Here is a 24889-nt window from a genome sequence, read left to right on the forward strand (position 1 = left end):
AGTACGGGCCCGTCAGTACCGGAACGCGAGGAACCCGAGGTCGTTGAGAGCCGCGGTCGGCGCCAGGTCGTCGGTGGTGTCGCCCTCGACGCCCTGGTTGCGGCCGAGCACCAGCCCGTCGTCGGTCGGCACGACCAGCGGACTGGCGGTGAGGCCCTCGGCGTGCTCGGTCGGCAGGCCCCACAACGCCTTCCGCTCGCCCGTGGCGGCGTCGAGCATCAGGATCGAACCGCTGCGGGCGTCCGGGGCGTTGACGAACAGGTGGCGCCCGTCGGCGCTCAACGGGCCGAGGTGCCAGTTGGCGGTGTAGTCGTACTTCCACACGACCTCGGCGGTCATCGGGTCGAGTCGCACGATGGTCTGCCCGTCGCGCAGGATCAGGTCGTCCTCGACGGCCTGGACGGCGTGGGGGTTGCCGGACCCCACGTCCTGGTACCAGAGCCGGTACGACGTCACGGGCGTCGACTCGATGGCACCCGCCTGGAGGAGCTGGTGGGAGCGCGCCTCGCCGGTGGCGGGGTCGAGGACCCACAGGTGGGTCCACTCCTCGTCGTCGTTGCGCTGGTAGACCCGCTGGGTGAGGAAGCGGCCGTCGGCCACGAGCCCCAGCTCGGCGAGCCGGCCCGCGGGGGCCACGACGTACGAGCGGCCCGGGCGCTGCCACAGCTCGGTGCCGCTCGCGAGGTCGAAGCCGACGAAGGTCGGGATGTCGTTGCGGCCGGTCCGCAGCCGGAGCACCGCGGTCGTGGTGCCCGGGACGGGCATGATCTGGTCGATCGACGTCACCTGCTTGGCCAGCGCCCGGGGTGCGCTCCACAGCTCCTGGATCTCGCCGGTGGGCGTGACCCGGTAGAGGGTCTCGTCGATGCCGAGATAGTCGGCACCGTCGATGCTGGTGAGCACGTCGGGCTGGGTGGGCAGCTCGACGTCGTTGACGAGGGTGCCGTCGCGCACGTCGACGGTGAAGAGTCGGTCGCCGTAGGCCTCGGTGTCGTCGTAGGGCCGGTAGGCGGCGAAGTGCCAGTGGTGCTCGGCGGTGGCCTCGGTGCCCATGTGCTCGGAGACCTCGCCGCGGAGGTCCACGGGCGAGGACCAGACCGTCTCGCCGTCGTCGAGCGCGACGCCGAGCGCGGTGTCGAAGACGGCGTAGACCGCGATGTCCCCGTCGACGAAGAGCACCTGCGTCCAGGCCTCGTACGACGTGGCGTCGCGGGTGCCGGTGCTCCGCACGAGCCAGACGGGGTCCAGGCCGGTCGCCGCGGTCGCGTCGCGTGCCGTGGCCGGGGCGGGCTCGCCGAGGGACCGACCGGAGCCGTTGCTGCAGCCGGCGGCCAGGAGCGCGAGGGCCGCCAGCGCGGCGATCGCGCGCCGCGCCCTCACAGCCAGGCCTCCGTCCGGGCCAGGAGGTCGGCGAGGTCGCGGGCGCCGACGCCGCGGAACACCTTGGCGTTCACGCCGCTGAGGTCGTAGACGCGGCGGACCAGGTCGATGACCTGCGCGCGGCCGTGGGTCGCCTCCACGTAGGCGAGCACCGCCCCCGAGCACACGTAGTTGGCGTGGACCGTCGAGGGGTCCGCCTCCTGGAAGACGTCCTGGGGCAGCCCGGCGCCGTTGCGCATCCGTCCCCGGTACGACGAGAAGGCCGCTCGGATCTCGCCGCCGAAGCGCCTCATCAGGCCGTCCCCGCCGCCGGACTCGACCCACATCGCGAAGCCCTCGACGGCCCAGGTGTCGCCGCCGAGTCCCCACTGCCCGGCCAGGGCGTGCGCGGCCTCGTGGGAGCCGAGCTCGACCGCGTCCGCGTCGCTGGTGATCATGCCGGGGTGGACCACGATCCGCGAGGTGGCCCGCGGGCCGTCCTCCTCGTCGAGCTCGGTCTCCGCCGTCAGGGAGTCGGGGTCGAGGTACTGCGCGCGGGCGGCGAAGCCCCCGCGGTCGCGGACGACGTCGTTGGGCTCGTTGCGCAGGAAGAGCGGGCTGTCGGGCTCGTCCATGGCGACGAGCAGCCGCGTGACGCCGGCGGGGGTCGGGACCATCGCCATGGCCTGGCCGATGCCCTCGCTCAGCGGCTCCAGCCACCGCTCGGCGACCGCGCGCTGCGGAGCGCGGAAGACCAGCACGGCGTGCGGGCCGGTCAGCACCTGCCAGTCGCCGGGGAGATCCCACGGAGCGGGGAAGTTGAGCGAGTGCGGCCCGGAGAGGCCCCCGAAGACGAGCTCCGCCTCCGGGTCGGCCTTGGTCACCTCGCTGGTGTACTCCTGCACCACGGGCACGCTGTCGGCGGCCTCGAGCTGGTGGATCAGGAAGAGGCGCACGTCGGTGGTGAGGGCGCCGCCGCTGGCGTTGGTCTGGCGGCCGACGAACGTGCGGTCGACGTCGAAGCGCAGCTCGCGCATCGGGAACCGGCCCAAGATGTCGAGGCGGCGCCGCCACTCGGCCTCGTCGAGGTCCGGTACGAGCCCGGCCATGGCCCGCACGTCGCCGGCCTCCAGGGCCCGGGTCAGGCCGTCCACGAGGGCGTCGACGTCCGCATCGAGGATCACCGTGCCGGCGTCCTGGCCGTGGATGATCGGGCCGCTGGACGAGGGGCTCGGCGTGGCGGCGGACCGGCCCGATCCGGAGCCACCTCCGCAGCCGGCGAGCGCGGTGCCGGCGGCGCCGAGGAGCAGGGCGCGACGCCCGAGAGAGGCGGGGTACATGGCCTGAACCTAGCCCGCGGAGGGGTCCGGGAAACCTCCCGGGAGCCGCTTGACACGGTGGCGGAGTGTGTAAAGCGGCACATCTGCTACCGATCAGTAGATTCGGTGACGGCGGTCACCTACTCTCGTGCCATGAGCGAAGCGATCTCCGGCTCCGGCGCCCCCGACGGCCCCGACGGGCCGGTCGTTGACGGCCCGCACGATCCCGAGCACGACCCGCGGGCGTCCTACGCCCTCGAGCCGGAGTACGTCGCCCGGCTGACCGACCGCATCCGGGCGACGACCGGGCGCACCGCCCAGGTCCACTCGCCGATCAACGGTGCGCCGGTCGCCAACATCCCCCAGTCGAGTGCCGAGGACGTCGCCGAGGCCTTCCGCCGGGCGCGGGTCGCCCAGGCGGCCTGGGCGCGGGTCTCGATCGACGAGCGCGCCCGCATCCTGCACCGGCTCCACGACATCGTCCTCGACCGGCAGGCCGAGATCATGGACCTGATCCAGCTCGAGTCCGGCAAGGCGCGCAAGCACGCCTTCGACGAGCCGCTGCACATCGCGCTCACCGCGCGCTACTACGCCCGCACCGCGCACCGGCACCTCGACAGCGAGCGCCGGCCGGGCGTCGTACCGGTGCTGACGAAGGTCGAGCTGAACCGGGTGCCCAAGGGTGTCGTCGGGATCATCTCGCCGTGGAACTACCCGTTCACGATGGCGCTGTGCGACGGCCTGCCCGCCCTGCTCGCCGGCAACGCCGTGGTCACCAAGCCCGACGCGCAGACCATGCTGTCCGCGCTGCTGGGCGCGCAGCTGCTGGAGGAGGCCGGCTTCCCGCGCGACCTGTGGCAGGTCGTGGCCGGCCCCGGCCGCGAGCTCGGCACGCCGATCATCGAGCGCGCCGACTACATCTGCTTCACGGGCTCGACGGCCACCGGCAAGATCATCGCCAGGCAGGCCGCCGAGCGGCTGATCGGCTGCTCGCTCGAGCTCGGCGGCAAGAACCCCATCCTCGTGCTCCGCGACGCCGACATCGAGCGCGCGGCCGAGGGCGCCGTGCGCGCCTGCTTCTCCAACGCCGGCCAGCTGTGCGTGTCGACCGAGCGGATGTTCGTCGCCGACGCGGTCTACGACCGCTTCGTCGACCGCTTCGTGGCTCGCACCAAGGCGATGAGCCTCGGCGCCACGATGGGCTGGGACGCCGACATGGGAACGCTCATCTCCAGCGACCAGCTCGAGACGGTCTCGGCCCACGTCGAGGACGCGGTGGCCAAGGGCGCGCGGGTCCTGGCCGGCGGCAAGGCGCGGCCCGACCTGGCGCCGTACTACTACGAGCCGACCATCCTGGAGGGCGTCACGCCGGAGATGACCTGCTTCGGCAACGAGACCTTCGGGCCCGTGGTCTCGGTCTACCGCTTCCACGACGAGGCCGACGCGATCGCGCGGGCCAACGACGGCGAGTACGGCCTCAACGGCTCGGTCTACACCCGCGACACCGCGCGCGGCCGGGCGGTGGCGCGCCAGATCAAGTGCGGCACGGTGAACGTCAACGAGGCGTTCGGTGCGACCTTCGCCAGCATCGACGCCCCGATGGGCGGGATGCGGGAGTCCGGCATGGGGCGGCGCCAGGGCGGCGAGGGCATCCACCGCTACACCGAGACCCAGTCGGTCGGCACCCAGCGGCTGCTCCGGTTCGGCCCGATGCTCGGCATGTCCGACGAGAGCTACGCCAAGCTCATGTCGGCCTCCCTGCGGATCATGGACAAGCTGGGCCGGGCATGAACCACCCCACTGGATTCTTCGCTCCCGCGCTTCGCTCCTCCGCCACCAATCGATCGGGGACCCCGGCATGAGCGACTTCGACTACGACGTCCTCGTCATCGGCTCCGGCTTCGGGGGCTCCGTCACCGCGCTGCGACTGACCGAGAAGGGCTACCGCGTCGGCGTCCTGGAGGCCGGCGCGCGGTTCACCGACGCCGACTTCGCCGACACCTCCTGGGACCTGAAGAAGTACCTCTACGCCCCGGCCGCCGGGTGCTACGGCATCCAGCGCATCGACATGGTCCGCGACTGCCTGATCCTCGCGGGTGCGGGCGTGGGCGGCGGCTCGCTGGTCTACGCCAACACGCTCTACGAGCCCCTCGACCCCTTCTACCGGGACCCCTCCTGGGCCCACATCACCGACTGGAAGGCCGAGCTGGCGCCCTACTACGACCAGGCCAAGCGGATGCTGGGCGTCGTCGAGTACCCGCGGATGACGCCCTCGGACGAGGTGATGAAGAAGGTCGCCGACGAGATGGGCGTGGGCGACACCTTCCACCCCACCCCCGTCGGGGTCTTCTTCGGCGGCCCCGGCCAGGAGGCCGGCACGGAGGTCGCCGACCCGTACTTCGGCGGCGTGGGCCCGGCGCGGAACACCTGCCGTGACTGCGGCGAGTGCATGACCGGCTGCCGGCACAACGCGAAGAACACGCTGGTCAAGAACTACCTCTACCTCGCCGAGCAGAACGGCGCCGTGGTGCACCCGCTGACCACGGTCACCCGGGTCCGGCCGCTGGCCGGCGGGGGCTACCAGGTCGACACCCGGTGGACGAAGGCCAAGCTGAGCCGTCGTACGGCGACCCGGACGTTCACCGCCGAGCAGGTGGTGTTCTCGGCGGCCGCCCTCGGCACCCAGAAGCTCCTGCACCGGCTGAAGGCGACCGGCGACCTGCCGAACGTCTCCGACCGGCTGGGCCACCTGACCCGCACCAACTCCGAGTCGATCCTCGGCGCGATCGCGCCGCAGGGCGCCGACGTCGACTACACCGACGGCGTCGCCATCACGTCGTCGTGGCATCCCGACGAGCACACCCACATCGAGCCCGTGCGCTACGGCAAGGGCAGCAACGCGATGTCGCTGATGCAGACGGTGCTCACCGACGGCGACGGCCCGGACCCCCGCTGGAGGGTCTGGCTCAGGGAGCTGTGGAAGGAGCGCACCCGGGTGCGCGACCTCTACGACGTCAAGCACTGGTCCGAGCGGGTCGTCATCGCCCTGGTCATGCAGTCGGTCGACAACTCGATCACCACCTTCCCGAAGCGGGTCGCGGGGAAGTGGATCCTGTCGTCGCGCCAGGGGCACGGCCAGCCCAACCCCACCTGGATCCCGGCCGCCAACGACGCCGTACGCCGGATGGCGGCGGCCATGGGCGGCGGCACCGCCGGCGGCACCATCGGCGAGCCGTTCAACCGCCCGCTGACCGCCCACTTCATCGGCGGCTGCACGATCGGCGACAGCCCGGAGTCGGGCGTCGTCGACGCCTACCAGCGGGTCTTCGGCCATCCCGGCCTGCACATCGTGGACGGCTCGACGATCTCCGCCAACCTCGGCGTGAACCCGTCGCTGACGATCACGGCGCAGGCGGAGCGCGCGATGGCCTACTGGCCCAACAAGGGCGAGCAGGACGTCCGCCCGCCGCTCGGCGAGGGCTACCGGCAGCTCGAGCCGGTCTCGCCCAAGGCGCCGGTGGTCCCCGCGGACGCCCCCGCCGCCCTGCGCCTGCCCATCGTCGGAGTCAGCTGACGGGTGAGGCTGCTGTGCCTGCTGGGGCGGTTCCGGACTCGTCCGGGGCCGCCCCGGCAGTTTTCGCGGAAGTTGTCGGGAGCCGGCGTAACCCGCCCACCCAGGGGTCGTTGAACGAGCGAGCCCGGGAATTCACGCTCCCTCCCGAAGACCGGGCTCGGTCCAGGCGCTGTCCATCAGCTGCGTGGACAATCAGGGCCCGGCCACCCTCCCTCCCCGGCCGGGCCCTGGTGCGTTTTTGCGGGGAGGACGCCGGTTCGGGACGGCCGCGGACCGCCGATACGATTCGTCCATGACGGCCGAGGAGACGCAGCCCGAGCACGACCTGGTCCTGGTGGTGGACTTCGGGGCGCAGTACGCCCAGCTGATCGCCCGCCGTGTGCGCGAGGCGCGGGTGTACTCCGAGATCGTGCCGCACACGATGCCGGTGTCCGAGATGGTCGCCCGCAGGCCGAAGGCGATCATCCTCTCCGGCGGACCCTCGTCGGTGTACGCCGAGGGCGCGCCGGGCGTCGACCCGGCCATCTTCGGCGCCGGCACCTCGGTGTTCGGCATGTGCTACGGCTTCCAGCTGATGGCGGCGCACCTGGGTGGCACGGTCGCCGCGACCGGCGCGCGGGAGTACGGCCGCACCCGGGTCTCCGTCGGCCACCCGGGCACCCTCCTCAACGGCATCCCGCTCGAGCACAACGTCTGGATGTCGCACGGCGACTCGGTGACCGAGGCGCCCGAGGGCTTCGAGGTGCTCGCGTCCACCGACGTCACCCCGGTCGCGGCGTTCGAGAACGTCAACAAGGGCCTGGCCGGCGTCCAGTGGCACCCCGAGGTGCTGCACTCCGAGCACGGCCAGAAGGTGCTCGAGCACTTCCTGTGGGACATCGCCGGCTGTCGCCAGACCTGGACGATCGGCAACATCGCCGAGGAGCAGATCGAGCGCATCCGCGAGCAGATCGGCCCGGACGGCCGCGCCATCTGCGGGCTGTCCGGCGGCGTGGACTCCGCGGTCGCCGCGGCGATCGTGCAGAAGGCGATCGGCGACCGGCTGACCTGCGTGTACGTCGACCACGGGCTGATGCGCAAGGGGGAGACCGAGCAGATCGAGCGTGACTTCGTGGCGTCCACCGGCGCCAAGCTGGTCGTCGTCGACGCGGAGAAGCAGTTCCTCGACGCGCTCGCCGGTGTCACCGACCCCGAGACCAAGCGCAAGATCATCGGCCGCGAGTTCATCCGCACCTTCGAGGCCGCCGAGATCGACGTCATCAAGGACGCCCCGGAGGGCACCAAGGTCGCCTTCCTGGTGCAGGGCACCCTCTACCCGGACGTCGTCGAGTCCGGTGGGGGAGCGGGCACCTCCAACATCAAGTCCCACCACAACGTCGGCGGGCTCCCCGAGGACCTCGAGTTCGAGCTGGTCGAGCCGCTGCGCACGCTGTTCAAGGACGAGGTCCGCCTGGTCGGCGAGCAGCTCGGCCTGCCCCCCGAGATCGTGTGGCGCCACCCCTTCCCGGGCCCCGGCCTCGGCATCCGGATCATCGGCGAGGTCACCCGCGAGCGCCTCGACATCCTCCGCGAGGCGGACGCGATCGCCCGCGCCGAGCTGACCGCGGCCGGCCTGGACCGCGACATCTGGCAGTTCCCCGTGGTGCTGCTCGCCGACGTCCGCTCGGTCGGCGTCCAGGGCGACGGGCGCACCTACGGCCACCCGGTCGTGCTGCGTCCGGTCACCTCCGAGGACGCGATGACCGCCGACTGGGCGCGACTGCCGTACGACGTCCTGGAGCGCATCTCGACCCGGATCACCAACGAGGTGGCCGAGGTGAACCGGGTCACCGTCGACATCACCTCGAAGCCGCCCGGCACCATCGAGTGGGAGTGAGACAGGGGCTCTGACCTGCGGAAACGTGGCTTGGTTTGTACCCTGCGGGCGACCGCGCTCGGCGCAGTCGCGGTGATGTAGACATGAATCAAATGCGTGGCCAGGGGCGCCGTCGCAAACGCCACGCTCCCTGGTTGAGCTCGGCCTATCCTTTCTGTCGGCGCTCTTGGATACCCTGCTCGCATGATGATGGTCCAGTCTCCGGCGTCACTTGTTGACGATCTACACGAAGACCTGCGCACCCGGTGGGTGCCGGACGTCATCGCGGACGCGGACGCCGGCGCCTCGGCCGTTTCTCCCAGTCTCGATGCAGACGCGCTGTCTCTCTTTCCGGTTTTGCGGGACGCAGGACCAAGGGTGGCGCCGATCTTCACAGTTCAAGCTCTAGCTGCTCAGCGCCAAGCTGTCGCATCCCTGCGGCTGATCAGCGATGGTCTGCTGGAGCCAACTGTCTGTGGATACCGTCGTGGTGCCGACGGTGACTCGGACTACAGCACCGAGTACCAGCGATTTCGGTCGCTGACCGAGTCGATGCTCGACTGTTACCCGCTGGTCGTCACTGCCGACGTCTCCGACTTCTTTGACAGCGTGGACCTAGAGCAAGTTCGTGGGTCGATGAGCGCAACCATGGGCGAGGAGTGTTGGGCGCCAATCGAGGGCTACCTTCGTCAGTTGCACGGCGCAGGAGTTCCCGGCCTCCCTGCCGGCTACGGGGACGCGCGACTTATTGCCAACGCGGTCTTGACGCCGGTCGATCGACGGATCGAATCGGAATGGGTCCGTTGGGTTGACGACTACCGGATCTTCGTCCGTTCGGAGGCAGAGGCTTTCCTCCAGTTGGATCGATTGCGCCGTAGCCTGCGCAGTGTCGGCTTGCGGCTGAACGAGTCGAAGGTACGGGTCACGCCTTCGGATCACTTTAGGAAGACGATGCACGGGGGCGCGCTTACCAGCGTCTACCATCCCGAAACTGAGTCCGGCCCGACAGTTCGTGCCGCACTGCGGTCGGTCTTCATTGACGCGGTCAACACCGAGAATCGGCGCCTGCTGCGTTTCGCGTTGCCGCGTCTGGCGGAGCAAGGCGACGACTTCGCCGTGGCGTATGCAGTAGATGCGTTGCAGTCGAGGACGCTCGATGCTCCTCGATTGGTCGGCTATCTCTCGACCTTCATCGACGACAAGCGCGTCACATCTGAACTAGGCGGCTTGGTCGCCTGCGCAGCTAACGATCCCTGGCGACTCGCCCGCCTTGTCCCCTTGATGTGCGGCGCTCGCCTCGATTCCGAGACCGATGCGCAGGTCGAGACGTTGGCGCGCTCGACTCGCGTGCCGGCATTGTGGGGCCTGCTTCTGAGAGTGCTCTCCCTGCAAGAACGGACGCCGGCTGTGGTTTCACTCCTCGAATCGCCTGGGGCTGTCCTCGACGCGCGAGCTGCCTTGGCTGCATGCGCCGATCTAGGTCGCCAAGCGCCGTCCTTCATCCTCGACCGCGCTCCGCAGACCGCTGAGGCGCTGAGGAACGGCTCAGTTGCCAAGCCGTCGGCTGACACTCTCCTCTGATGCCATCGCTCGGTGAGGTTGGTGGTGCGACCTTTGACAGCTTCGAGGGCATTCGTATCATCGCGCCTGGATTGATTGTCTACGGAACTGGGATCGTTGTCTTTCAAACCGTGGCACCTCATGCAGAAACAGGGCAAGCTACTGAAGCTTTCGTTTCCCTAGTAAGTTCATTGGTGGTCGGACTGTTCCTCTACTACTGGGATTTTCCCGCTAGGTCGGCGGTTTTCAACCGGGATCTGCCAAGTGACTTCCTAGTCCAGAAGTATCCAAAGAAGAGCCGGCCAGCGCTCGTCACCACTTATCTTCTGATCCTTAACACGGTGATGCCCGCAAATATCCGAAACCGTTCTCTCTACATGGGATCGATGTATCGGATCGGGCTCGAAATGACCCTCGCGATCTCCTTGGGTTCGGCAGTCGTTTTCAGCGCAGCCGTCCTCAACTATGGCACCGTGGCAACCGAGAACGCGGATCGGTCGCGTCACGTGGCAGCATTGGCAATCGTTTTCGTATTCCTTGCTGGGCTGGCTGTTCACGTTGCGAGCGAGAAGCGAAATAAGGCGACAGCTGACGCCTTGCGGGGAATCGGAAGCAATGTAGCGGACCGTGTTCGGAATCGATCAATGTTGATCTATGGGCTGGGAATCTTCCTCATCTTGGTTCCCCGCGTGAATTTTCCGAAGATGGGACAGATGTCAGACGAGGGCGGGCGAAGGACCGCTTGCGTGGGCGCCGCAGTGTGTTTCATCTACTGGGCGGTCCGATATGTGGCTGGCGACCGTCAGCAGACTGGCCGGCGCGCCCTTGATCCGCCGTCCGCAGCGTTACTGTTCGCGTTGCCGCTGGTGCTGATCTCAGCGATCTATGCGTCCGCTAGCAGGTCGGTGGTGCACGATTCTGCAGTTCTGACTGGCTGGACCGCAGTCGCCTGTCTGGCCACCTTCCTGATCCTGGTGCACGGGCACGACCGCAAACTTCGCGGTACCTATCTCGGTGCGCGAAGGTGGCTGGAGAGCAACGAGGCTGCGTACAAGCCACTCCTTCCTGACGATGTGTGAGTCATCAACGCCCGGGAAGCGCACCTGAACTTCGTCGGAGGTAGACGTAGGCAGTCTGGCGGCTGACGCCGAACTCGCGGGCCAGTGCTGTGATTGGCTCGCCGTTGTGGGCTCGCACCTGCAATTCGTCGGCCTGCGAACTCGTCAAAGCGGGTGCCCGCCCCCTATAGACGCCACGAGCCTTGGCTGCGGCAATGCCTTCGGCTTGGCGCTCACGAATCAACGCCCGTTCAAACTCCGCGAACGCTCCCATCACGGAGAGCAAGAGCTTTGACATCGGGGAGTCGTCGCCGGTGAAGGTCAGCCCTTCTTTCAGAAACGTGACGCGGACGCCTCTGTCCGTAAACTCCCGGACCAGTCGCCTCAGGTCATCGAGATTGCGAGCGAGCCGATCCAATGAGTGCACGACGATCAGGTCCCCATCGCGAACGAACGCCCGAAGGGCGTCGAGTTCGGGGCGGTTCGTGTTCTTGCCGCTGAGCTTGTCGGTGAAGGTGCGGTGCAGGTGCTCGCCGTCGAGCTGGCGGTCAGTGTTCTGGTCGAGCGTCGAGACGCGGACGTATCCGACGCGCTGGCCGTGATCGGTCATCGCAGGGCTCCATTCAGTGTCAGGTTGGGCTCTTGGCCCTGGGGGGTTGGTGTCAGGAATCGCGAGAACTGACCTCAGACGGACGCTGGAGCGGTGTCCTGGAGGCGACAGGCTGAGGTACACCCCAGAGCGACACATGCGACTGTTGGCGGCATCCTCGCGATTCGCTCGTGCCTGAGCCGACCTCCTGGCGCTACGACGCGGTGGGTGCCGGAGTTGGTGCCAGGCGAAGGCATCCCCCGGGGTTGTCAGCTGTTTGCGCCGCTGGCTCGTAACGGACGACGCCTGGTATCTACGCATAGCGGCCTCGCCCTGACCGATGACGTTCGGAATGGCTGCGAATGTCGACAACGGCGTGACATGTCCCACGCAGTACACATAGGGCGACGTATCCACGGCTATGCGCATAGCCGTTGCAACTCGCTGGCTGCCGCCGCCGGATCGCGGGGGAAGGTTCGCGCCAGGTTCCACAGGAACTGGTCTACTTCGTGAACCGTGTGGCCATAGAGGTCGATCAGTTCGTGCTTGAGGGAGTCGAGGGCAACGAGGGCAGGCAGGTAGCTGTCAGCGTCGTCGTCGGTGGGGGTGATCCCGAACAGCTTCACCAGTTCCATGATCTCGGGTGTAACCACGATCTCTCCTTGGTCTTCCTTTCCAGGACGGGCTGGATCTGAGGACTGGAGAGACGTTGTCTCGGCTGCAAAGGCACTGAAAGAGGTACTTATGGTCGGTGCATCCAACCTCTGGGGGCCGGTTTGCTGGACCGCTTCCGCACGGTCGGCACGAACAGCCTGGGGTCGGTGTGCCTGACCGGTCTGTTGGGCGCTCAGTCGATCGAAGTTGACGACATAAGTATTGGCGTTCCGCCCGGTGCCGAGGATCGTGATGAACCCTTCGTCATAGAGCGCCGCTATCAGACGATCGAGATTCCGCAGGGCCGTCTTGTCGGCTCGTCCGTAGTAGTCCTCGGCGAGGCGTCTGCGGCTGACCATCCAGCCCGAACCAAAGGTCGGATCCTCCTTGAAGTTCTGGTAGGTCACGAGGATGACCAGGAGGCTTCGCTCCGCCGGTCGAAGATCTCGATGTCCTGCTGCCGCGCGGATTGCCTTCATGCGTTGGTGAAGTGATTCCTTCTTGCGAATACTGGCCATGCCAGCGTCTCCTGTCTCGTTGGCCATGGCCCCCGGCGGACCGACATCCGCGCGGGGGCCAACTTCTGCGCCTCGTATCGGTGCGGTGGTCGTCAGCTTCCAGTCGCGGTCTGCTCTGCGAGACGCAGCCCTTGAGCGGGGATCATCGCCGTCAGGAACGGCTTGCCACGCAGGACGTCATCTCGGTGCAGCTTCTCCGACGCCAGGCCCAGGTAATGCTCAGTCACCTGCGTGCTGCTGTGGTGCAGGAGAGCGCTGGTGGCGCGGAGTGCGCTGTCGTAGCCCCTCTGCACGTTGCTGTCGAAGAACGAACGCGCAACGGAGCGACGAACGGTGTGGAGCCCTTCGCCAGGACGGATAGCCAAACCCCTTGCCCGTAGTGCGCGCTGCACGATGACAGCGGGCTTCTTGATGGGTGCCTCAGGTGAGAGTGGGCCGTACTCGTGGGTCCGTGATCCGTCGCGACCGTAGCGAGAGCGTCCCGAACCACGCGTAGGGAACAGGTACCAATCGCCGTGAAGAGGGCCAACCAGATCGGTGTATGTCGTCAGCCAGGTGCGGAGCGCGGCATCAAGCTCCGCCGTGATTGGCATGACGTCTTCGAGCCTCGACTTGTGGACTTCTACCCGGAGCCATCCCCCGTCCAGGTCGACGTCACGTAGCCGAAGGCTGGTGATCTCACTTGCCCTGAGTGCGGTGTTGGTAGCCAGGATGATGAGGCACCGATCTCGTGCCGTGTCGGTGTAGTTGGGTAGGTCGAGCAACTCGACCGGCGACAGCCGAAGGCGTTCCCGTTTCATCACGGGCAACCGATCGACTTCGGCCATCAGGTCGCCTTCGATCATCTGTCGACGACGACAGAAGTCGAGCCATGTAGAGACGCGAGAGCGAACCTTGTTGAAAGAGCTTGGCGCCATCTGCTCGCTGAGCGGTTGCTTCCCGGTGAAGAAGAAGTCTTCGACGTCCTCAGGCGTCAACGTGTGCATCTGTCGACTCCGACCTACGGCTTCGGCGAATCTCATGAGCTGCGATCGGTCGTTCACCCACGTGTCGTGAGCGAACTTCTTCTTCCTGAGAGCGAGGTACTGATCGACCGCCTGTTGGACAGTCGGGGACTTGCGTCGTGCCATTGGTGACCCCTGGTGATTGGGGTCAGAGTTCCTGTCGAGGGGCATGCCACTCCTTGAAGAAGTGGCCTCCGTGAGCCTCGTGCGAACTTGCGGGAGGTAGCGACGCTAACCGCTGTTCTCGGACCTCACAAGCGCGAGGTTGGGACATGTCACGAGTGCCTCATATGTCCTCGTGGCTCAGTGGAGTGGGAGTAGCCCGCGGGCGTCGCCTCGGCGCCTGGGGCTAGGACCCCGCTCCCGGGGTACCGCCTGGCTCGGTCACGGCGAGCACAGGAGGTGCGTCGGGTGGTGCCGGCCTTCCCTGGCTGGTCTTCGGGCTGGTGATCGCGGAGGCGCCGTGGAACACCCAGGGCGACCCGGCGCCGGCGCACGTCGTGCGCTTCGTGGACGAGCGCTGACCCGCCCGGCGGCGACGGCCCGGGTCCTGGCGCATCCGGGAGCCGTCCAGGAGCCATCCAGAAGCACAGACACCTGCTGAGCCCGGACCGCGTAGGCCGGGCTCAGCGAGGGGTCTTGCGGGGTGCGTCAGGTGAAGAGGCTGACGCCTCCGGGACCGACCAGCAGGCCCACGACGATCAGCACGATCCCCCAGAGCATCTCACCCCGGAAGAGGCTGAAGATGCCCGAAACCACCAGGATCACGGCCAGGATCCACAAGATGAGTGCCACAGTTGCCTCCTTCGTCAGGGGCCTCGCGGCCCGGACCTGAAGTACCCCTCGCCGGCCGCCCTAGACGGTTCACCCAACCTTCACGCCCGGACGGGTTCCTGCGACGGCCGCGTCCGCCTACGGTCGAGCTGTCCGCAACACCCTGCTCGGAGGATCATCGTGCGCCGTACCCCTGCCGTCCTGTCCGTGCTCGCCGTGCTGGCGGCGATCGCTCCCGTCGCGGGACCGGCCCCCGGGGCCGCCGGCCGTCCGGCGGGCTCCGAGCCGGTGCGCTTCGCGACCTTCAACGCCTCCCTCAACCGCGCCGCGGAGGGGGACCTGGTCCGCGACCTCTCGACGCGGGACGACCCACAGGCGCGCAACGTCGCGGAGACGATCCAGCGGGTCGCCCCCGACGTCGTGCTGGTGAACGAGTTCGACTTCGCGCCGGCCGCGGTCGACCTCTTCCGGGAGAACTACCTCGAGGTGTCGCAGAACGGCGCGCCGCCGGTGCGCTACCCCTACGCGTTCGTCGCCCCGTCGAACACCGGCGTGCCCAGCGGGCTCGACCTCAACAACGACGGCCGGGTCGGCGGCGGCGACGACGCCTTCGGCTTCGGCCTCTTCCCCGGCCAGTACGGCATGGTCGTCTACTCCAAGCACCCGATCGCGACCGACGCCGTGCGGACCTTCCAGACCTTCCTCTGGAGGGACATGCCCGGCGCGCTGCTCCCCGACGACCCGGCGACGCCGGCACCGGCGGACTGGTACTCCGCTGCGGAGCTCGACGCCGTCCGCCTCTCCTCGAAGTCGCACTGGGACGTGCCGATCGAGATCGGGGGCGAGCGGGTGCACTTCCTGGTCTCCCACCCGACGCCGCCGACGTTCGACGGTCCCGAGGACCGCAACGGCGCCCGCAACCACGACGAGATCCGGTTCTGGGCCGACTACGTCGGCGCTCCCGCCCGGGCTCGCTACATCCGCGACGACGCGGGCCGGTACGGCGGGCTGCGCCCCGGCTCGCGCTTCGTCGTCGCCGGCGACCAGAACGCCGACCCCGAGGACGGCGACTCCGTGGACGGAGCCATCCACCAGCTCCTCGACCACCCTCAGGTCGACAGCCGGCTCGTCCCGGCCTCCGGCGGGGGCACGGAGGCCGCCGCCCTGCAGGGCGGCGCGAACACCGGCCACACCGGCGACCCGGCGTACGACACGGCCGACTTCGCCGACGGCGCCCCCGGCAACCTGCGCGTCGACTACGTCCTCCCGTCGCGCCGGCTCCGCGCGGTCGGCGGCGGCGTGTTCTGGCCGGCGGCGGGTGACCCGCTGTCGCGGCTGACCGGGGTGTACCCCTTCCCGACGTCGGACCACCGGCTGGTCTGGCTCGACGTGCGGTGACCGGTGCGCTGACCCGTCAGGCCGGCAGCTCGTCCTCGTCGTCGGGGATCACGTGCATCGCTGCCTCCTCGGCGCTGGCGCCGGCGCCGTCGATGCCCACGTCCTCGGCGACCAGGTCCTTCTCGAGGTCGTCACCGAAGCCCGCGTCCGGGTCGACCAGGCGGCCGGCCCGCTCGTCGCCCACCTCGGCGCCGTCCTCGTCCGCCTCGTGTGGGACCCCGTCGTCGTCGTCCTCGCCGTCGCGCGCCCGGTCCGCATCGCCCAGCGGGTCCGGCTCGGGAATCTCCTGCGCGAGCCGGTCGTCGAGGGGCTGGTCGTGCGCCTGCTCCCACGGGGTGTTGCCGTAGCCCTGGGCGGCGGAGTAGCGCTCGGGCGGGGAGTAGCCGCGGTCGAGCTCGTCCGCCACGTCGTCGTCGGCCAGGGTGTCCTCGGGCTGGAGCTGGGTCTCGTCGTCGACGCTGTAGTCCTCGTAGGTCTCGGGGTCGTTGTCCGGCTGGTTGGTCGTCATGCGCCTGCGGTACCCCGGCGCGCGCGCGTCCTACGCTGGTGACGTGGAATCACTCGCCCTGGCGTTCTCCTCGGGATGGGCCAGCGGGGTCAACAGCTACCTGGTCGTCCTGGTGCTGGGTCTCGCCGACCGGCTCGGGTCCTTCGCCGAGATCCCCGACGTGCTCGCCCGCTGGGACGTTCTCACGGTCGCGGCCCTGATGTACGCCTTCGAGTTCGTCGCCGACAAGGTCCCGTACGTCGACTCGGCGTGGGACGTCGTCTCGACCGCGATCCGGCCGGTGGTCGGCGGCGCGGTCGGCGTCCTCATCGCCGGCGACTCCGGCGCCATCAACGAGCTGGTCGGCGGGACGGTCGGCGGCGGCAGCGCGCTCGCCGCCCATGCGGTCAAGACCGGGACCCGGATGGCCGTGAACACGGTGCCCGAGCCGTTCACCAACATCGGGATCAGCGTGGGGGAGGACGTCGTCGTCCTCGCCGTGGTCTGGTTCGCGATCAAGCATCCCTACGTCGCCGCCGGTGCCGCCGGCGTCCTCCTGCTCGCCGGGCTGGCGCTGCTCTGGCTCGCCTGGCGGACGGTACGCCGGGGCTGGGCGCGCCTGCGCGCGTGGCGCGAGGGGCGCCGGCGCACCGACGACCCGGCGCTGGACTGAGGAGGCTGCATGTTCGACTCCTTCGAGCTCGCCCACGCCGACCTGCCCGGCGTACGGATCCGCTACCGGACCGGCGGGGCGGGCCACCCCGTCGTGCTGCTGCACGGACACCCGCGCACGCACACCACGTGGCACCGGGTCGCCGCCCGGCTGGCCGACCGGCACGCGGTCGTGTGCCCGGACCTGCGCGGGTACGGCGGCTCATCCCTGCCCCCGGACGAGCCCGACCATGCCCAGTCCAGCAAGCGCGCGATGGCCGGCGACGTGGCCGCGCTGATGACCCGCCTGGGCCACGAGCGGTTCGCCGTGGTCGGTCACGACCGCGGGGCGCTGGTGGCGTTCCGGACCGCCATGGACCATCCGGACCGGGTCTCGCACCTGGTCGTCATGGACGGGCTCCCGGTGGTCGAGCACCTGGAGCGTACCGACGTCCGGTTCGCGCAGGCCTGGTGGCACTGGTGGTTCCTCGGTCAGACGGACAAGCCGGCCGAGCGGGTCATCAGCGCGGACCCGGATGCCTGGTACCGCACGCCGGAACCCGCCGCGATGGGGCCGGAGAACCACGCCGACGTGTGGGCCGCGCTGCGCGACCCGGCGGTCGTCCACGGCATGTGCGAGGACTACCGGGCCGGCCTCGGCATCGACCGCGAGCACGACGAGGCCGACCGCGCGGCCGGCCGCCGGATCGCGTGCCCCACGCTGCTGCTCGAGTCGGAGCACGACGACCTCGACATCCACGGCGACCCGGTTCCGATCTGGGAGCCGTGGCTCGCGCAGCCCTTGCGCCACCGGACCATCCCGTCCGGGCACCACCAGGCCGAGGAGGCTCCCGACGAGGTCGCCGACGCGATCCTGGAGCACCTGGACGGCACGCGATAGGGCGCACCCGCCGCGCTCGCCTCGCGTCGGTCAGGTGGGCTCGACGAGCAGCTCGGTCCGCTCCGCGGCGAGCAGGACCGCGCCCAGCAGGGACGCCCGCTCGCCCAGGCGGCTCGCCACCACGGGGGTCAGGGCGAGGGTGTCGAGGGCATGGCGGCGCAGCCCGATGCGCACGGACTCCAGCAGCAGCTCGCCCGCGCGCGCCATGTCACCGCCGATGACGACCACCGACGGGTTCATCAGGTTGACCACCGCGGCCAGCCCCCAGCCCAGACGCAGCCCGGCGTCCTCCAGCGCCCGCCGCGCCGAGACGTCGCCGGTCTGCGCGCTCGCGATGATGTCGTCGAGGCCGGCGTCCGGCAGCTGGCCGGACAGCAGGCCCTGGACCGCCTGGACGGAGGTGTAGGTCTCCAGGCAGCCGCGGCTGCCGCAGCGGCACAGCGGGCCCTGCTCGTCGTAGGTCAGGTGGCCGATCTCGCCCGCGCTCCCGGCGGTGCCCTGGAACAGCTCGTTGCGCAGGATGATCCCGGCGCCGACACCGGAGGAGATCTTGACGAACACCGAGCTGTCGGTGCCGCGGCCCTCGCCGATCCGGTGCTCGGCCAGGGCGCCGAGGTTGGCGTCGTTCTCCACGTCGACGGGGGATCCGAAGGCCGCCGAGCCCACGCTCCGGGCGTCCACGCTGCGCCAGCCCGGGAAGATGGCCGCGCTCTGGACCACGCCGTCGGTGACCGGCGCCGGGAGACCGAGGCCGACGTGGCGCAGGCTCGCGCCCGCGGGGCGCAGCGCGTCGGTCATGCTGACGGCGAGGGCGAGCGCCTCGTCGTGCGGAAGGCCGGCCGGGATGGAGCGGCGCTCCTCGGCCAGCACCCGTCCGGTGAGGTCGCCGAGGGCGACGGCGAGATGGCTGTGGCCGAAGTCCACGCCGGCGACGACGCCGGCCCCGGCCGAGAGGCGTACGGCGGACCCGCGCCGCCCGCTGCCGGCCTCGGTGTCGACCAGCCCCGCCTGCCCGAGGTCGCGCACGATGTTGGAGACCGTCGCCCGGGCCAGGCCGGTCAGCCGGGCGAGCTCGGCCTGGGTGTAGACGGTCGCGGCCCCACCGTCGCTGCTGGTGCGGAGCACGTCGAGCACCCGCCGCTGGTTCGCCGCGCGCAGGGACGCGGTCGACCCGGGGGCCCGGTCCGCGCTGCGCTCCGACGTCATGGCGACACTGTGCCCGGCGGCGCCATAATGGTCAAGCAATGACCACAAACCGGCCGAAGATCAAGAAATGGCGAAGTTTGTGTTCAAGTCTTGACGTCTACCGTGTGAGCAACAACACTCGGACCACCCGCTCAACGTCCGATCGAGGAGAGCCATGTCCACTTCAGCTCGTCGAGTTGCCGCCGCCGGTGCGGCCCTGTTCCTCGGTGCCGCCGCGCTCAGCGCGTGCGGTGCCAATGACGCCGAGAAGGGCGGCGACGGTGGCGACGGGGGCACCATCGCGCTGCTGCTCCCGGAGTCCAAGACCACCCGCTACGAGGCACACGACCGGCCGATCTTCGAGGCCAAGGTCAAGGACCTGTGCGGCGACTGCAAGGTGCTGTACTACAACGCCGACCAGGACGAGGCCAAGCAGGCCCAGCAGATGACGACGGCGCTCGACCAGGGTGCCGACGTCGTCGTCCTCGACCCGGTCAACGGCGAGGGCGCGACCGGCATGGTCGACGAGGCGCAGGGTCAGGACGTCCCGGTCGTCGCCTACGACCGCTTCATCGAGAACGCCGACTACTACATGTCCTTCGACAACGAGACCGTCGGCAAGATGCAGGCCCAGGCGCTCGTCGACGCGATGGGCGACAAGGGCGAGATCCTCATGCTCAACGGTGCGCCCAGCGACCCGAACGCCGCCCAGTTCAAGGCGGGCGCGCACAGCGTGCTCGACAGCAGCGGGGTGAAGATCCTCGAGGAGTACGACAACCCCGACTGGAGCCCGGAGAACGCCCAGCAGTGGACCTCCGACCAGCTCAACAAGTACGAGCCCGCACAGATCGGCGGCGTGTACGCCGCCAACGACGGCCAGGCGGGCGGCGTGGTCGCCGCCCTGACCGACCACATCTCGGCCGACCAGCTGCCCCCGATCACGGGCCAGGACGCCGAGGTCGCCGCCATCCAGCGGATCCTGGCCGGTGAGCAGACGATGACGATCTACAAGCCGATCAAGATCGAGGCCGAGACCGCCGCCGAGCTCGCCGTGCTGCTCGCGCAGGGCGAGGACGCCCCCGACACCACGGAGACCGGCATCGACCAGTCGGACTTCGAGGGCGTGCCGTCGTACATCTTCGACCCGATCGTGGTGACCCAGGACAACGTGGCCGACACCGTCATCGCCGACGGCTTCTACGACGCCGCGGAGATCTGCACCGGCGAGTACGCGCAGGCCTGCACGGAGGCCGGCGTCTCCTGATGTCCGTCATCGAGAACGAGGTACCGGTCAGGGGCACGGGCGAGGCCGTCCTGTCCCTGACCGGGATCACCAAGCGGTTCGGTGCCGTCCAGGCGCTCACCGACGTCGACCTCACCGTCCACGCGGGCGAGGTGGTCGCGCTCGTGGGCGACAACGGAGCCGGGAAGTCGACCCTGGTCAAGACCATCGCCGGCGTCTACCAGCCCGACGGCGGGGAGATCCGGTTCGGCGGCTCACCGGTGACGGTGGCCGGCCCGGCCGGGGCCCAGCAGCTCGGCATCGCCACGGTCTTCCAGGACCTCGCGCTGTGCGACAACCTCGACGTCGTCGCCAACCTCTTCCTCGGCAAGGAGCACAGCCTCGGTCCGCTGATGAACGAGGTCTCGATGGAGCGCGAGGCCTGGCGCCTGCTGCGCAGCCTGTCGGCGAAGATCCCCTCCGTCCGGATCCCCGTCGCCGGTCTCTCCGGAGGGCAGCGACAGACGGTCGCTATCGCCCGCTCGCTGGTGGGCGACCCCAAGGTCGTCATGCTCGACGAGCCCACCGCCGCGCTCGGCGTCGCGCAGACCGCGGAGGTGCTCAACCTCGTCGAGCGGCTGCGCGAGCAGGGGCTGGCCGTGATCCTGATCAGCCACAACATGGCCGACGTGCAGGCGGTCTCGGACCGGATCGTCGTCCTGCGGCTGGGCCGCAACGCGGCCGAGTTCCGCACCGAGGAGGCGACCACGGACCAGCTGGTCGCCGCCATCACCGGGGCCTCCGACAACGTCGTCGCCCAGCGCGCGGCCCGCCGCGCCGGCCACTCCGAGGGGGAGCAGTGACCGACCAGCTCACCAGCCAGCCGCCGATCGACGCCACCGACGAGCGGCTCGTCCGCGTCGTGTCGCCCGTCGACTACCTGCGCCAGCTCGGCGGCCGCCTACGCGGCGGCGACCTCGGGATGCTTCCCGTGATCTTCGGCCTGGTCGCGATCTGCGCGTTCTTCTACAGCCAGGAGCCGACGTTCCTGTCCTCGCGCAGCCTCGTGACGATGACGCTGTACGCCGCCCCGCTGGGCATCATCGCGCTCGGCATCGTGCTCGTGCTGCTCCTCGGCGAGATCGACCTCAGCGTCGGCACCGTCTCCGGGTTCACCTCGGCGACCACGGCGGTCATGTTCGTCAGCCACGGCCAGTCGCTGACGCTGTCGATCCTCGCCGCGGTCGCGCTCGGTGCGCTCATCGGCGGCGCCTACGCCGTGCTGTTCGTGTGGGTGGGCGTGCCGAGCTTCGTGTTCACCCTCGCCGGGCTGCTCGCCTTCGAGGGAGCGCTCTACTGGGTCCTCGGCGACCAGGGCACGATCAACCTGCCCCGCGACTCCGGCCTCCCGGTCTTCACCCGGCAGAAGTTCCTCTCCGACGTCCAGGGCTACGCCCTCGTCGCGGTGGTGGTCGCGGTCTACCTGGGCTCCCGTCTGTGGACGGCGCGCCAGAAGCGCGCCGCCGGCCTCACGCCGCCGAACCTGCTCGGTGTCGCGCTCAAGGCGGCCGCCCTGGCCGTGGGCCTGGGCTGGCTGACCTACTACCTCGGCATCGACCGCGGGTGGGGCTACCTGCCTGTGCTCTTCGCGGGCCTGGTGGTCGTGATGGACCTGCTGCTGCGGCGCACCCGCTGGGGCCGATACGTCTACGCCGTCGGCGGCAACGAGGAGGCCGCGCGCCGCGCCGGCATCCGCGTCGGCCTGGTCTACGGGTCGGTGTTCGTCCTCTGCTCGACCTTCGCGGCCCTCGGTGGCGTGCTGGTCGCCGGCCAGCTCACCACGGTCTCGCAGTCCAGCGGTACGACGGACACCAACCTCACCGCGATCGCCGCCGCCGTCATCGGCGGCACCAGCCTCTTCGGCGGCCGGGGCTCGGCGTACTCCGCACTCCTGGGGATCCTGGTGCTGCAGGCGATCCGCACCGGGCTCAACCTGATGAACGTCGACTCCGACGTCCGGCTGATCGTCACCGGCGCCGTCCTGCTGCTCGCGGTCGCGATCGACTCCGTCGCCCGCCGGGCCCGTTCGAGCAGCGGCAGAGGCTAGCCGGCGGTCCGCACGGGGGGCTCGCCGTAGAGCGTGGTGCGCTCGCGCACGGGCCGGCCGATGCCGGCACCGATCTCGGTGAGCTCCTCGACGGTCTTCGCCGAGCCGTGCTCGGAGCCGGCCATCCGGGAGATGGTCTCCTCCATGAGCGTGCCGCCGAGGTCGTTGGCACCCGCGTCGAGCATGGCGCGGGTGCCCTCGACGCCCAGCTTGACCCAGCTGGTCTGGATGTTGGCGATCCGGCCGTGGAGCAGGATCCGGGCCATCGCATGCACGGCGAGGTTGTCGCGCAGGGTGGGGCCCGGCCGGGCGACGCCGGCGAGGTAGATCGGCGCGGAGGTGTGCACGAAGGGGAGCGGCACGAACTCGGTGAACCCGCTGGACCCGTTCTCGGCCGCGGTGTCCTGGATCCCCTTCAGCACGTTGAGGTGGCCGACCCAGTGGCGCGGGTTGTCGACGTGGCCGTACATCATCGTGCTCGTCGTCGGCAGGCCGATGCGGTGGGCGGTGGTGACGATCTCGACCCAGGTCCGCGTGGGCAGCTTGCCCTTGGTCAGCACCCAGCGGACCTCGTCGTCGAGGATCTCCGCGGCGGTGCCGGGCAGCGAGCCGAGCCCCGCCTCCCGGGCCTTGATCAGGAAGTCCTCGATGGACAGGCCGGTGCGGGCGGTGCCGTTGACGACCTCCATGGGGGAGAAGGCGTGCACGTGCAGGTCCGGGACCCGCTGCTTGACCGCCGCGGCGATGTCGAAGTACGCCGACGCGGGCAGCTCGGGGTCGATGCCGCCCTGCATGCAGACCTCCGTCGCGCCGAGCTCCCAGGCCTCCTGGGCGCGGTCGGCGACCTCGGCGTAGGAGAGGGAGTAGGCGTCGGCATCGGTACGCCGCTGGGCGAACGCGCAGAACCGGCAGCCGACGTAGCAGACGTTGGTGAAGTTGATGTTGCGGTTGACGACGTAGGTGACGTCGTCTCCGACGGTCTCCCTGCGCAGGTCGTCGGCCAGCCGTACGACGGCCCGCAGGAGGTCGCCCTCCGCGGTCATCAGGGTCAGCGCGTGCTCGTCGGACAGGTTCCCGGGATCGGCCTCCGCGGCCGCCATTGCCGATAGTCCCTCGCGAAAAGCACCGGCATTCACCGAACCGAGGTGCTTTTCGCGAGGGACTACCGCACCGGCGGTCTGGGCGGCCTGCTCCCGTACGGCGTCCCAGTCGCCGTACACGGAGGCGAAGTCGCTGCGCCGGTCGTCGGTGCGACCCCCGGCGGGGCCGTCGTCGTCGATGGCGGCGAAGAGGTCGGTCCTGCCGGCGGACTCGAGGACGACGTCCGGCTCCTGCCATGGCAGCCCGGTGGGCCGGACCTCGGGGATCGCCAGGCCGTCGGGCCCGGCGAGCGCGGCGACGTGGGCGTGCAGCCGCGGGTCGATCCAGGCCTCGCCGCGCTGCAGCGCGCCGACGACGTACTCGGGATGCACGGTGAGCCGGGCCCGGAGATCGAAGCCGCACTCCGCGGTCACGGACCGGAGCCGGTCGAGCGAGGGCCACGGCCGCTCGGGGTTGACGTGGTCGGGCGTCAGCGGCGAGACGCCGCCCCAGTCGTCGACGCCGGCGTCGAGCAGGGCGCGGCACTCGGCGAGGTCGACCAGGTTGGGCGGCGCCTGGATCCGGGCCTTCGGGCCGAGCACCAGGCGGGTGACCGCGATGGCGGCCCGGTACTCCGTCAGGTCGAGGTCGTCGACGTGGCGCATCGCGGTGTCGGGCTTGGCGCGGAAGTTCTGGACGATGACCTCCTGCACGGCACCGTAGGCCCGAGCGGTCGCCCGCAGCGCGAAGATCGTCTCGGCCCGCTCGGCCAGGGTCTCGCCGATGCCGACCAGCAGGCCGGTGGTGAACGGGATGCCGTGGCGTCCGGCGTCGTCGAGGACCCGCAGCCGTAGGTCGGGGTCCTTGTCGGGCGAGCCGAAGTGCGCCGATCCCTTGGTCTCGAACAGCCGCCGCGAGGTGGTCTCGAGCATCATCCCCATCGACGGCGACACCGGCTTGAGCCGGTTGAGCTCCTCCCACGACATCACGCCGGGGTTGAGATGGGGCAGCAGCCCGGTCTCCTCGAGCACCCGGACCGCCATCGCCCGGATGTAGGCCAGCGTCGAGTCGTAGCCCTGCTCGTCGAGCCACGCCTGCGCCTCGGGCCACCGGTCCTCGGGGCGGTCGCCCAGGGTGAAGAGCGCCTCCAGGCAGCCGAGTGCGGCGCCCTCGCGGGCGATGGCGAGGATTTCGTCCGGGGAGAGGTACGGCGCCCGGCCCTCCCGTGCCGCCTGGGCGGGCGTCTCCACGAACGTGCAGTAGTGGCACCGGTCGCGACACAGCCGGGTGATCGGGATGAACACCTTCGGGGAGTAGGTCACCACCCCTGGACGACCGGCGGCGACCAGGCCGGCGTCGCGGACCTTCGCCGCCGCGGCGGTCAGCCGGTCGAGCTCGGCGCCCGTCGCGGCGAGCAGGGCGGTCGACTCCGCGACGTCGAGCGCGGCACCGCGCTCGGCGCGGGCCAGCGCCCGACGGATCTGCTGGGGGGTGGGCACCTCGGACATCGTGACGAGCCTAACGGGTGGGTGCCACGAGTAGAACGAGTTCTACCCGTTGGTCGGACACCCACCCGTCGGGGACCGAACGATCG

The 24889-nt window shown here is 69.8% G+C and carries 20 protein-coding genes; 11 read left to right on the plus strand and 9 right to left on the minus strand.

Features of this window, described 5'->3' with window-relative positions:
- Positions 1-12: 12 nt before the first annotated feature.
- On the minus strand, positions 13-1380 hold the full coding sequence (locus ACJ5H2_RS04465) for a PQQ-binding-like beta-propeller repeat protein (RefSeq protein WP_408898362.1): 1368 nt from the start codon (positions 1378-1380) through the stop codon (positions 13-15).
- The gene (locus ACJ5H2_RS04470; RefSeq protein ID WP_408898363.1) at positions 1377-2699 is read right to left on the minus strand and encodes a hypothetical protein; all 1323 of its coding nucleotides are present in this window, start codon (positions 2697-2699) and stop codon (positions 1377-1379) included. Before ACJ5H2_RS04470 ends, ACJ5H2_RS04465 begins: the two co-directional genes overlap by 4 nt.
- Positions 2700-2831: 132 nt before the next feature.
- Between ACJ5H2_RS04470 and ACJ5H2_RS04475 the strand changes: the two genes are divergently transcribed.
- The 5 genes from ACJ5H2_RS04475 to ACJ5H2_RS04495 all read left to right on the plus strand — a co-directional run bounded on the left by ACJ5H2_RS04475 (position 2832) and on the right by ACJ5H2_RS04495 (position 10746).
- The gene (locus ACJ5H2_RS04475; RefSeq protein ID WP_408898364.1) at positions 2832-4469 is read left to right on the plus strand and encodes a succinic semialdehyde dehydrogenase; all 1638 of its coding nucleotides are present in this window, start codon (positions 2832-2834) and stop codon (positions 4467-4469) included.
- A gap of 67 nt (positions 4470-4536) precedes the next feature.
- Positions 4537-6252 carry a GMC oxidoreductase gene (locus ACJ5H2_RS04480; protein WP_408898365.1) on the plus strand — a complete coding sequence of 572 codons (1716 nt, stop codon included), beginning with the start codon at positions 4537-4539 and terminating at the stop codon, positions 6250-6252.
- A 292-nt stretch (positions 6253-6544) separates the two neighbouring features.
- Complete coding sequence (gene guaA / locus ACJ5H2_RS04485; protein WP_408898366.1) at positions 6545-8128, plus strand: glutamine-hydrolyzing GMP synthase; 1584 nt, start codon at positions 6545-6547, stop codon at positions 8126-8128.
- Between the two features lie 183 nt (positions 8129-8311).
- Entirely contained in the window at positions 8312-9688 is a 1377-nt protein-coding gene (locus tag ACJ5H2_RS04490) for an RNA-directed DNA polymerase (RefSeq protein WP_408898367.1), read from the plus strand.
- Positions 9688-10746, plus strand: coding sequence for a hypothetical protein (locus ACJ5H2_RS04495; protein ID WP_408898368.1), 1059 nt, complete (start codon positions 9688-9690; stop codon positions 10744-10746). The genes ACJ5H2_RS04490 and ACJ5H2_RS04495 overlap by 1 nt, the downstream gene beginning before the upstream one ends.
- A 4-nt stretch (positions 10747-10750) precedes the next feature.
- Here ACJ5H2_RS04495 and ACJ5H2_RS04500 read toward each other — a convergent pair whose 3' ends face one another.
- The 4 genes from ACJ5H2_RS04500 to ACJ5H2_RS04515 all read right to left on the minus strand — a co-directional run bounded on the left by ACJ5H2_RS04500 (position 10751) and on the right by ACJ5H2_RS04515 (position 14285).
- Positions 10751-11335: a recombinase family protein gene (locus ACJ5H2_RS04500; protein ID WP_408898369.1), complete on the minus strand. Its 585-nt coding sequence runs from the start codon at positions 11333-11335 to the stop codon at positions 10751-10753.
- Between the two features lie 398 nt (positions 11336-11733).
- Positions 11734-12486 carry a hypothetical protein gene (locus ACJ5H2_RS04505; RefSeq protein ID WP_408898370.1) on the minus strand — a complete coding sequence of 251 codons (753 nt, stop codon included), beginning with the start codon at positions 12484-12486 and terminating at the stop codon, positions 11734-11736.
- Between the two features lie 92 nt (positions 12487-12578).
- Positions 12579-13616, minus strand: a complete 1038-nt coding sequence (locus tag ACJ5H2_RS04510) for a tyrosine-type recombinase/integrase (protein ID WP_408898371.1) — start codon at positions 13614-13616, stop codon at positions 12579-12581.
- Between the two features lie 525 nt (positions 13617-14141).
- Positions 14142-14285, minus strand: a complete 144-nt coding sequence (locus tag ACJ5H2_RS04515; RefSeq protein ID WP_408898372.1) for a GPGG-motif small membrane protein — start codon at positions 14283-14285, stop codon at positions 14142-14144.
- 159 nt (positions 14286-14444) lie between these two features.
- Between ACJ5H2_RS04515 and ACJ5H2_RS04520 the strand changes: the two genes are divergently transcribed.
- Positions 14445-15662 (plus strand): endonuclease/exonuclease/phosphatase family protein, encoded by a 1218-nt coding sequence (locus tag ACJ5H2_RS04520; protein WP_408898373.1) that lies wholly within the window; start codon positions 14445-14447, stop codon positions 15660-15662.
- A 16-nt stretch (positions 15663-15678) separates the two neighbouring features.
- Here the strand turns inward: ACJ5H2_RS04520 and ACJ5H2_RS04525 are convergent, their stop codons facing one another.
- Positions 15679-16170, minus strand: a complete 492-nt coding sequence (locus ACJ5H2_RS04525) for a DUF5709 domain-containing protein (RefSeq protein ID WP_408898374.1) — start codon at positions 16168-16170, stop codon at positions 15679-15681.
- A gap of 43 nt (positions 16171-16213) precedes the next feature.
- On the opposite strand from ACJ5H2_RS04525, the gene ACJ5H2_RS04530 reads away from it, so the two are divergent.
- A complete protein-coding gene (locus tag ACJ5H2_RS04530; RefSeq protein ID WP_408898375.1) occupies positions 16214-16822 on the plus strand; it encodes a DUF4126 domain-containing protein in 609 nt (202 codons plus the stop codon).
- 9 nt (positions 16823-16831) lie between these two features.
- Positions 16832-17701 carry an alpha/beta fold hydrolase gene (locus tag ACJ5H2_RS04535; protein WP_408898376.1) on the plus strand — a complete coding sequence of 290 codons (870 nt, stop codon included), beginning with the start codon at positions 16832-16834 and terminating at the stop codon, positions 17699-17701.
- Positions 17702-17731: 30 nt separating this feature from the next.
- On the opposite strand, the gene ACJ5H2_RS04540 is transcribed toward ACJ5H2_RS04535, so the two are convergent.
- The gene (locus ACJ5H2_RS04540) at positions 17732-18907 is read right to left on the minus strand and encodes an ROK family protein (protein WP_408898377.1); all 1176 of its coding nucleotides are present in this window, start codon (positions 18905-18907) and stop codon (positions 17732-17734) included.
- A gap of 154 nt (positions 18908-19061) precedes the next feature.
- Here ACJ5H2_RS04540 and ACJ5H2_RS04545 point away from each other — a divergent pair, with 154 nt between their 5' ends.
- Genes ACJ5H2_RS04545 through ACJ5H2_RS04555 form a run of 3 tightly spaced genes read left to right on the plus strand, consistent with a single transcriptional unit; the run spans position 19062 to position 22215 of the window.
- Positions 19062-20150, plus strand: coding sequence for a substrate-binding domain-containing protein (locus ACJ5H2_RS04545; protein WP_408898378.1), 1089 nt, complete (start codon positions 19062-19064; stop codon positions 20148-20150).
- A complete protein-coding gene (locus tag ACJ5H2_RS04550) occupies positions 20150-20971 on the plus strand; it encodes an ATP-binding cassette domain-containing protein (protein ID WP_408898379.1) in 822 nt (273 codons plus the stop codon). Before ACJ5H2_RS04545 ends, ACJ5H2_RS04550 begins: the two co-directional genes overlap by 1 nt.
- Complete coding sequence (locus ACJ5H2_RS04555; protein ID WP_408898380.1) at positions 20968-22215, plus strand: sugar ABC transporter permease; 1248 nt, start codon at positions 20968-20970, stop codon at positions 22213-22215. Before ACJ5H2_RS04550 ends, ACJ5H2_RS04555 begins: the two co-directional genes overlap by 4 nt.
- Here the strand turns inward: ACJ5H2_RS04555 and ACJ5H2_RS04560 are convergent.
- Positions 22212-24803 carry a bifunctional FO biosynthesis protein CofGH gene (locus ACJ5H2_RS04560; protein ID WP_408898381.1) on the minus strand — a complete coding sequence of 864 codons (2592 nt, stop codon included), beginning with the start codon at positions 24801-24803 and terminating at the stop codon, positions 22212-22214. The genes ACJ5H2_RS04555 and ACJ5H2_RS04560 overlap by 4 nt on opposite strands.
- Between the last annotated feature and the right edge of the window lie 86 nt (positions 24804-24889).

This window comes from Nocardioides pymetrozini, from assembly GCF_046058985.1.
In the GTDB taxonomy this organism is placed as follows: Bacteria; Actinomycetota; Actinomycetes; order Propionibacteriales; family Nocardioidaceae; genus Nocardioides.

Excerpts from the sequence above, each read along its gene's own strand:
- ACJ5H2_RS04525 (WP_408898374.1), bottom strand. The coding sequence starts at position 16,170 with ATGACGACCAACCAGCCGGACAACGACCCCGAGACCTACGAGGACTAC.
- guaA (WP_408898366.1), top strand. The coding sequence starts at position 6,545 with ATGACGGCCGAGGAGACGCAGCCCGAGCACGACCTGGTCCTGGTGGTG.
- ACJ5H2_RS04550 (WP_408898379.1), top strand. The coding sequence starts at position 20,150 with ATGTCCGTCATCGAGAACGAGGTACCGGTCAGGGGCACGGGCGAGGCC.
- ACJ5H2_RS04470 (WP_408898363.1), bottom strand. The coding sequence starts at position 2,699 with ATGTACCCCGCCTCTCTCGGGCGTCGCGCCCTGCTCCTCGGCGCCGCC.
- ACJ5H2_RS04495 (WP_408898368.1), top strand. The coding sequence starts at position 9,688 with ATGCCATCGCTCGGTGAGGTTGGTGGTGCGACCTTTGACAGCTTCGAG.
- ACJ5H2_RS04490 (WP_408898367.1), top strand. The coding sequence starts at position 8,312 with ATGATGATGGTCCAGTCTCCGGCGTCACTTGTTGACGATCTACACGAA.
- ACJ5H2_RS04475 (WP_408898364.1), top strand. The coding sequence starts at position 2,832 with ATGAGCGAAGCGATCTCCGGCTCCGGCGCCCCCGACGGCCCCGACGGG.
- ACJ5H2_RS04510 (WP_408898371.1), bottom strand. The coding sequence starts at position 13,616 with ATGGCACGACGCAAGTCCCCGACTGTCCAACAGGCGGTCGATCAGTAC.
- ACJ5H2_RS04505 (WP_408898370.1), bottom strand. The coding sequence starts at position 12,486 with ATGGCCAGTATTCGCAAGAAGGAATCACTTCACCAACGCATGAAGGCA.
- ACJ5H2_RS04535 (WP_408898376.1), top strand. The coding sequence starts at position 16,832 with ATGTTCGACTCCTTCGAGCTCGCCCACGCCGACCTGCCCGGCGTACGG.
- ACJ5H2_RS04560 (WP_408898381.1), bottom strand. The coding sequence starts at position 24,803 with ATGTCCGAGGTGCCCACCCCCCAGCAGATCCGTCGGGCGCTGGCCCGC.
- ACJ5H2_RS04500 (WP_408898369.1), bottom strand. The coding sequence starts at position 11,335 with ATGACCGATCACGGCCAGCGCGTCGGATACGTCCGCGTCTCGACGCTC.
- ACJ5H2_RS04480 (WP_408898365.1), top strand. The coding sequence starts at position 4,537 with ATGAGCGACTTCGACTACGACGTCCTCGTCATCGGCTCCGGCTTCGGG.
- ACJ5H2_RS04545 (WP_408898378.1), top strand. The coding sequence starts at position 19,062 with ATGTCCACTTCAGCTCGTCGAGTTGCCGCCGCCGGTGCGGCCCTGTTC.
- ACJ5H2_RS04540 (WP_408898377.1), bottom strand. The coding sequence starts at position 18,907 with ATGACGTCGGAGCGCAGCGCGGACCGGGCCCCCGGGTCGACCGCGTCC.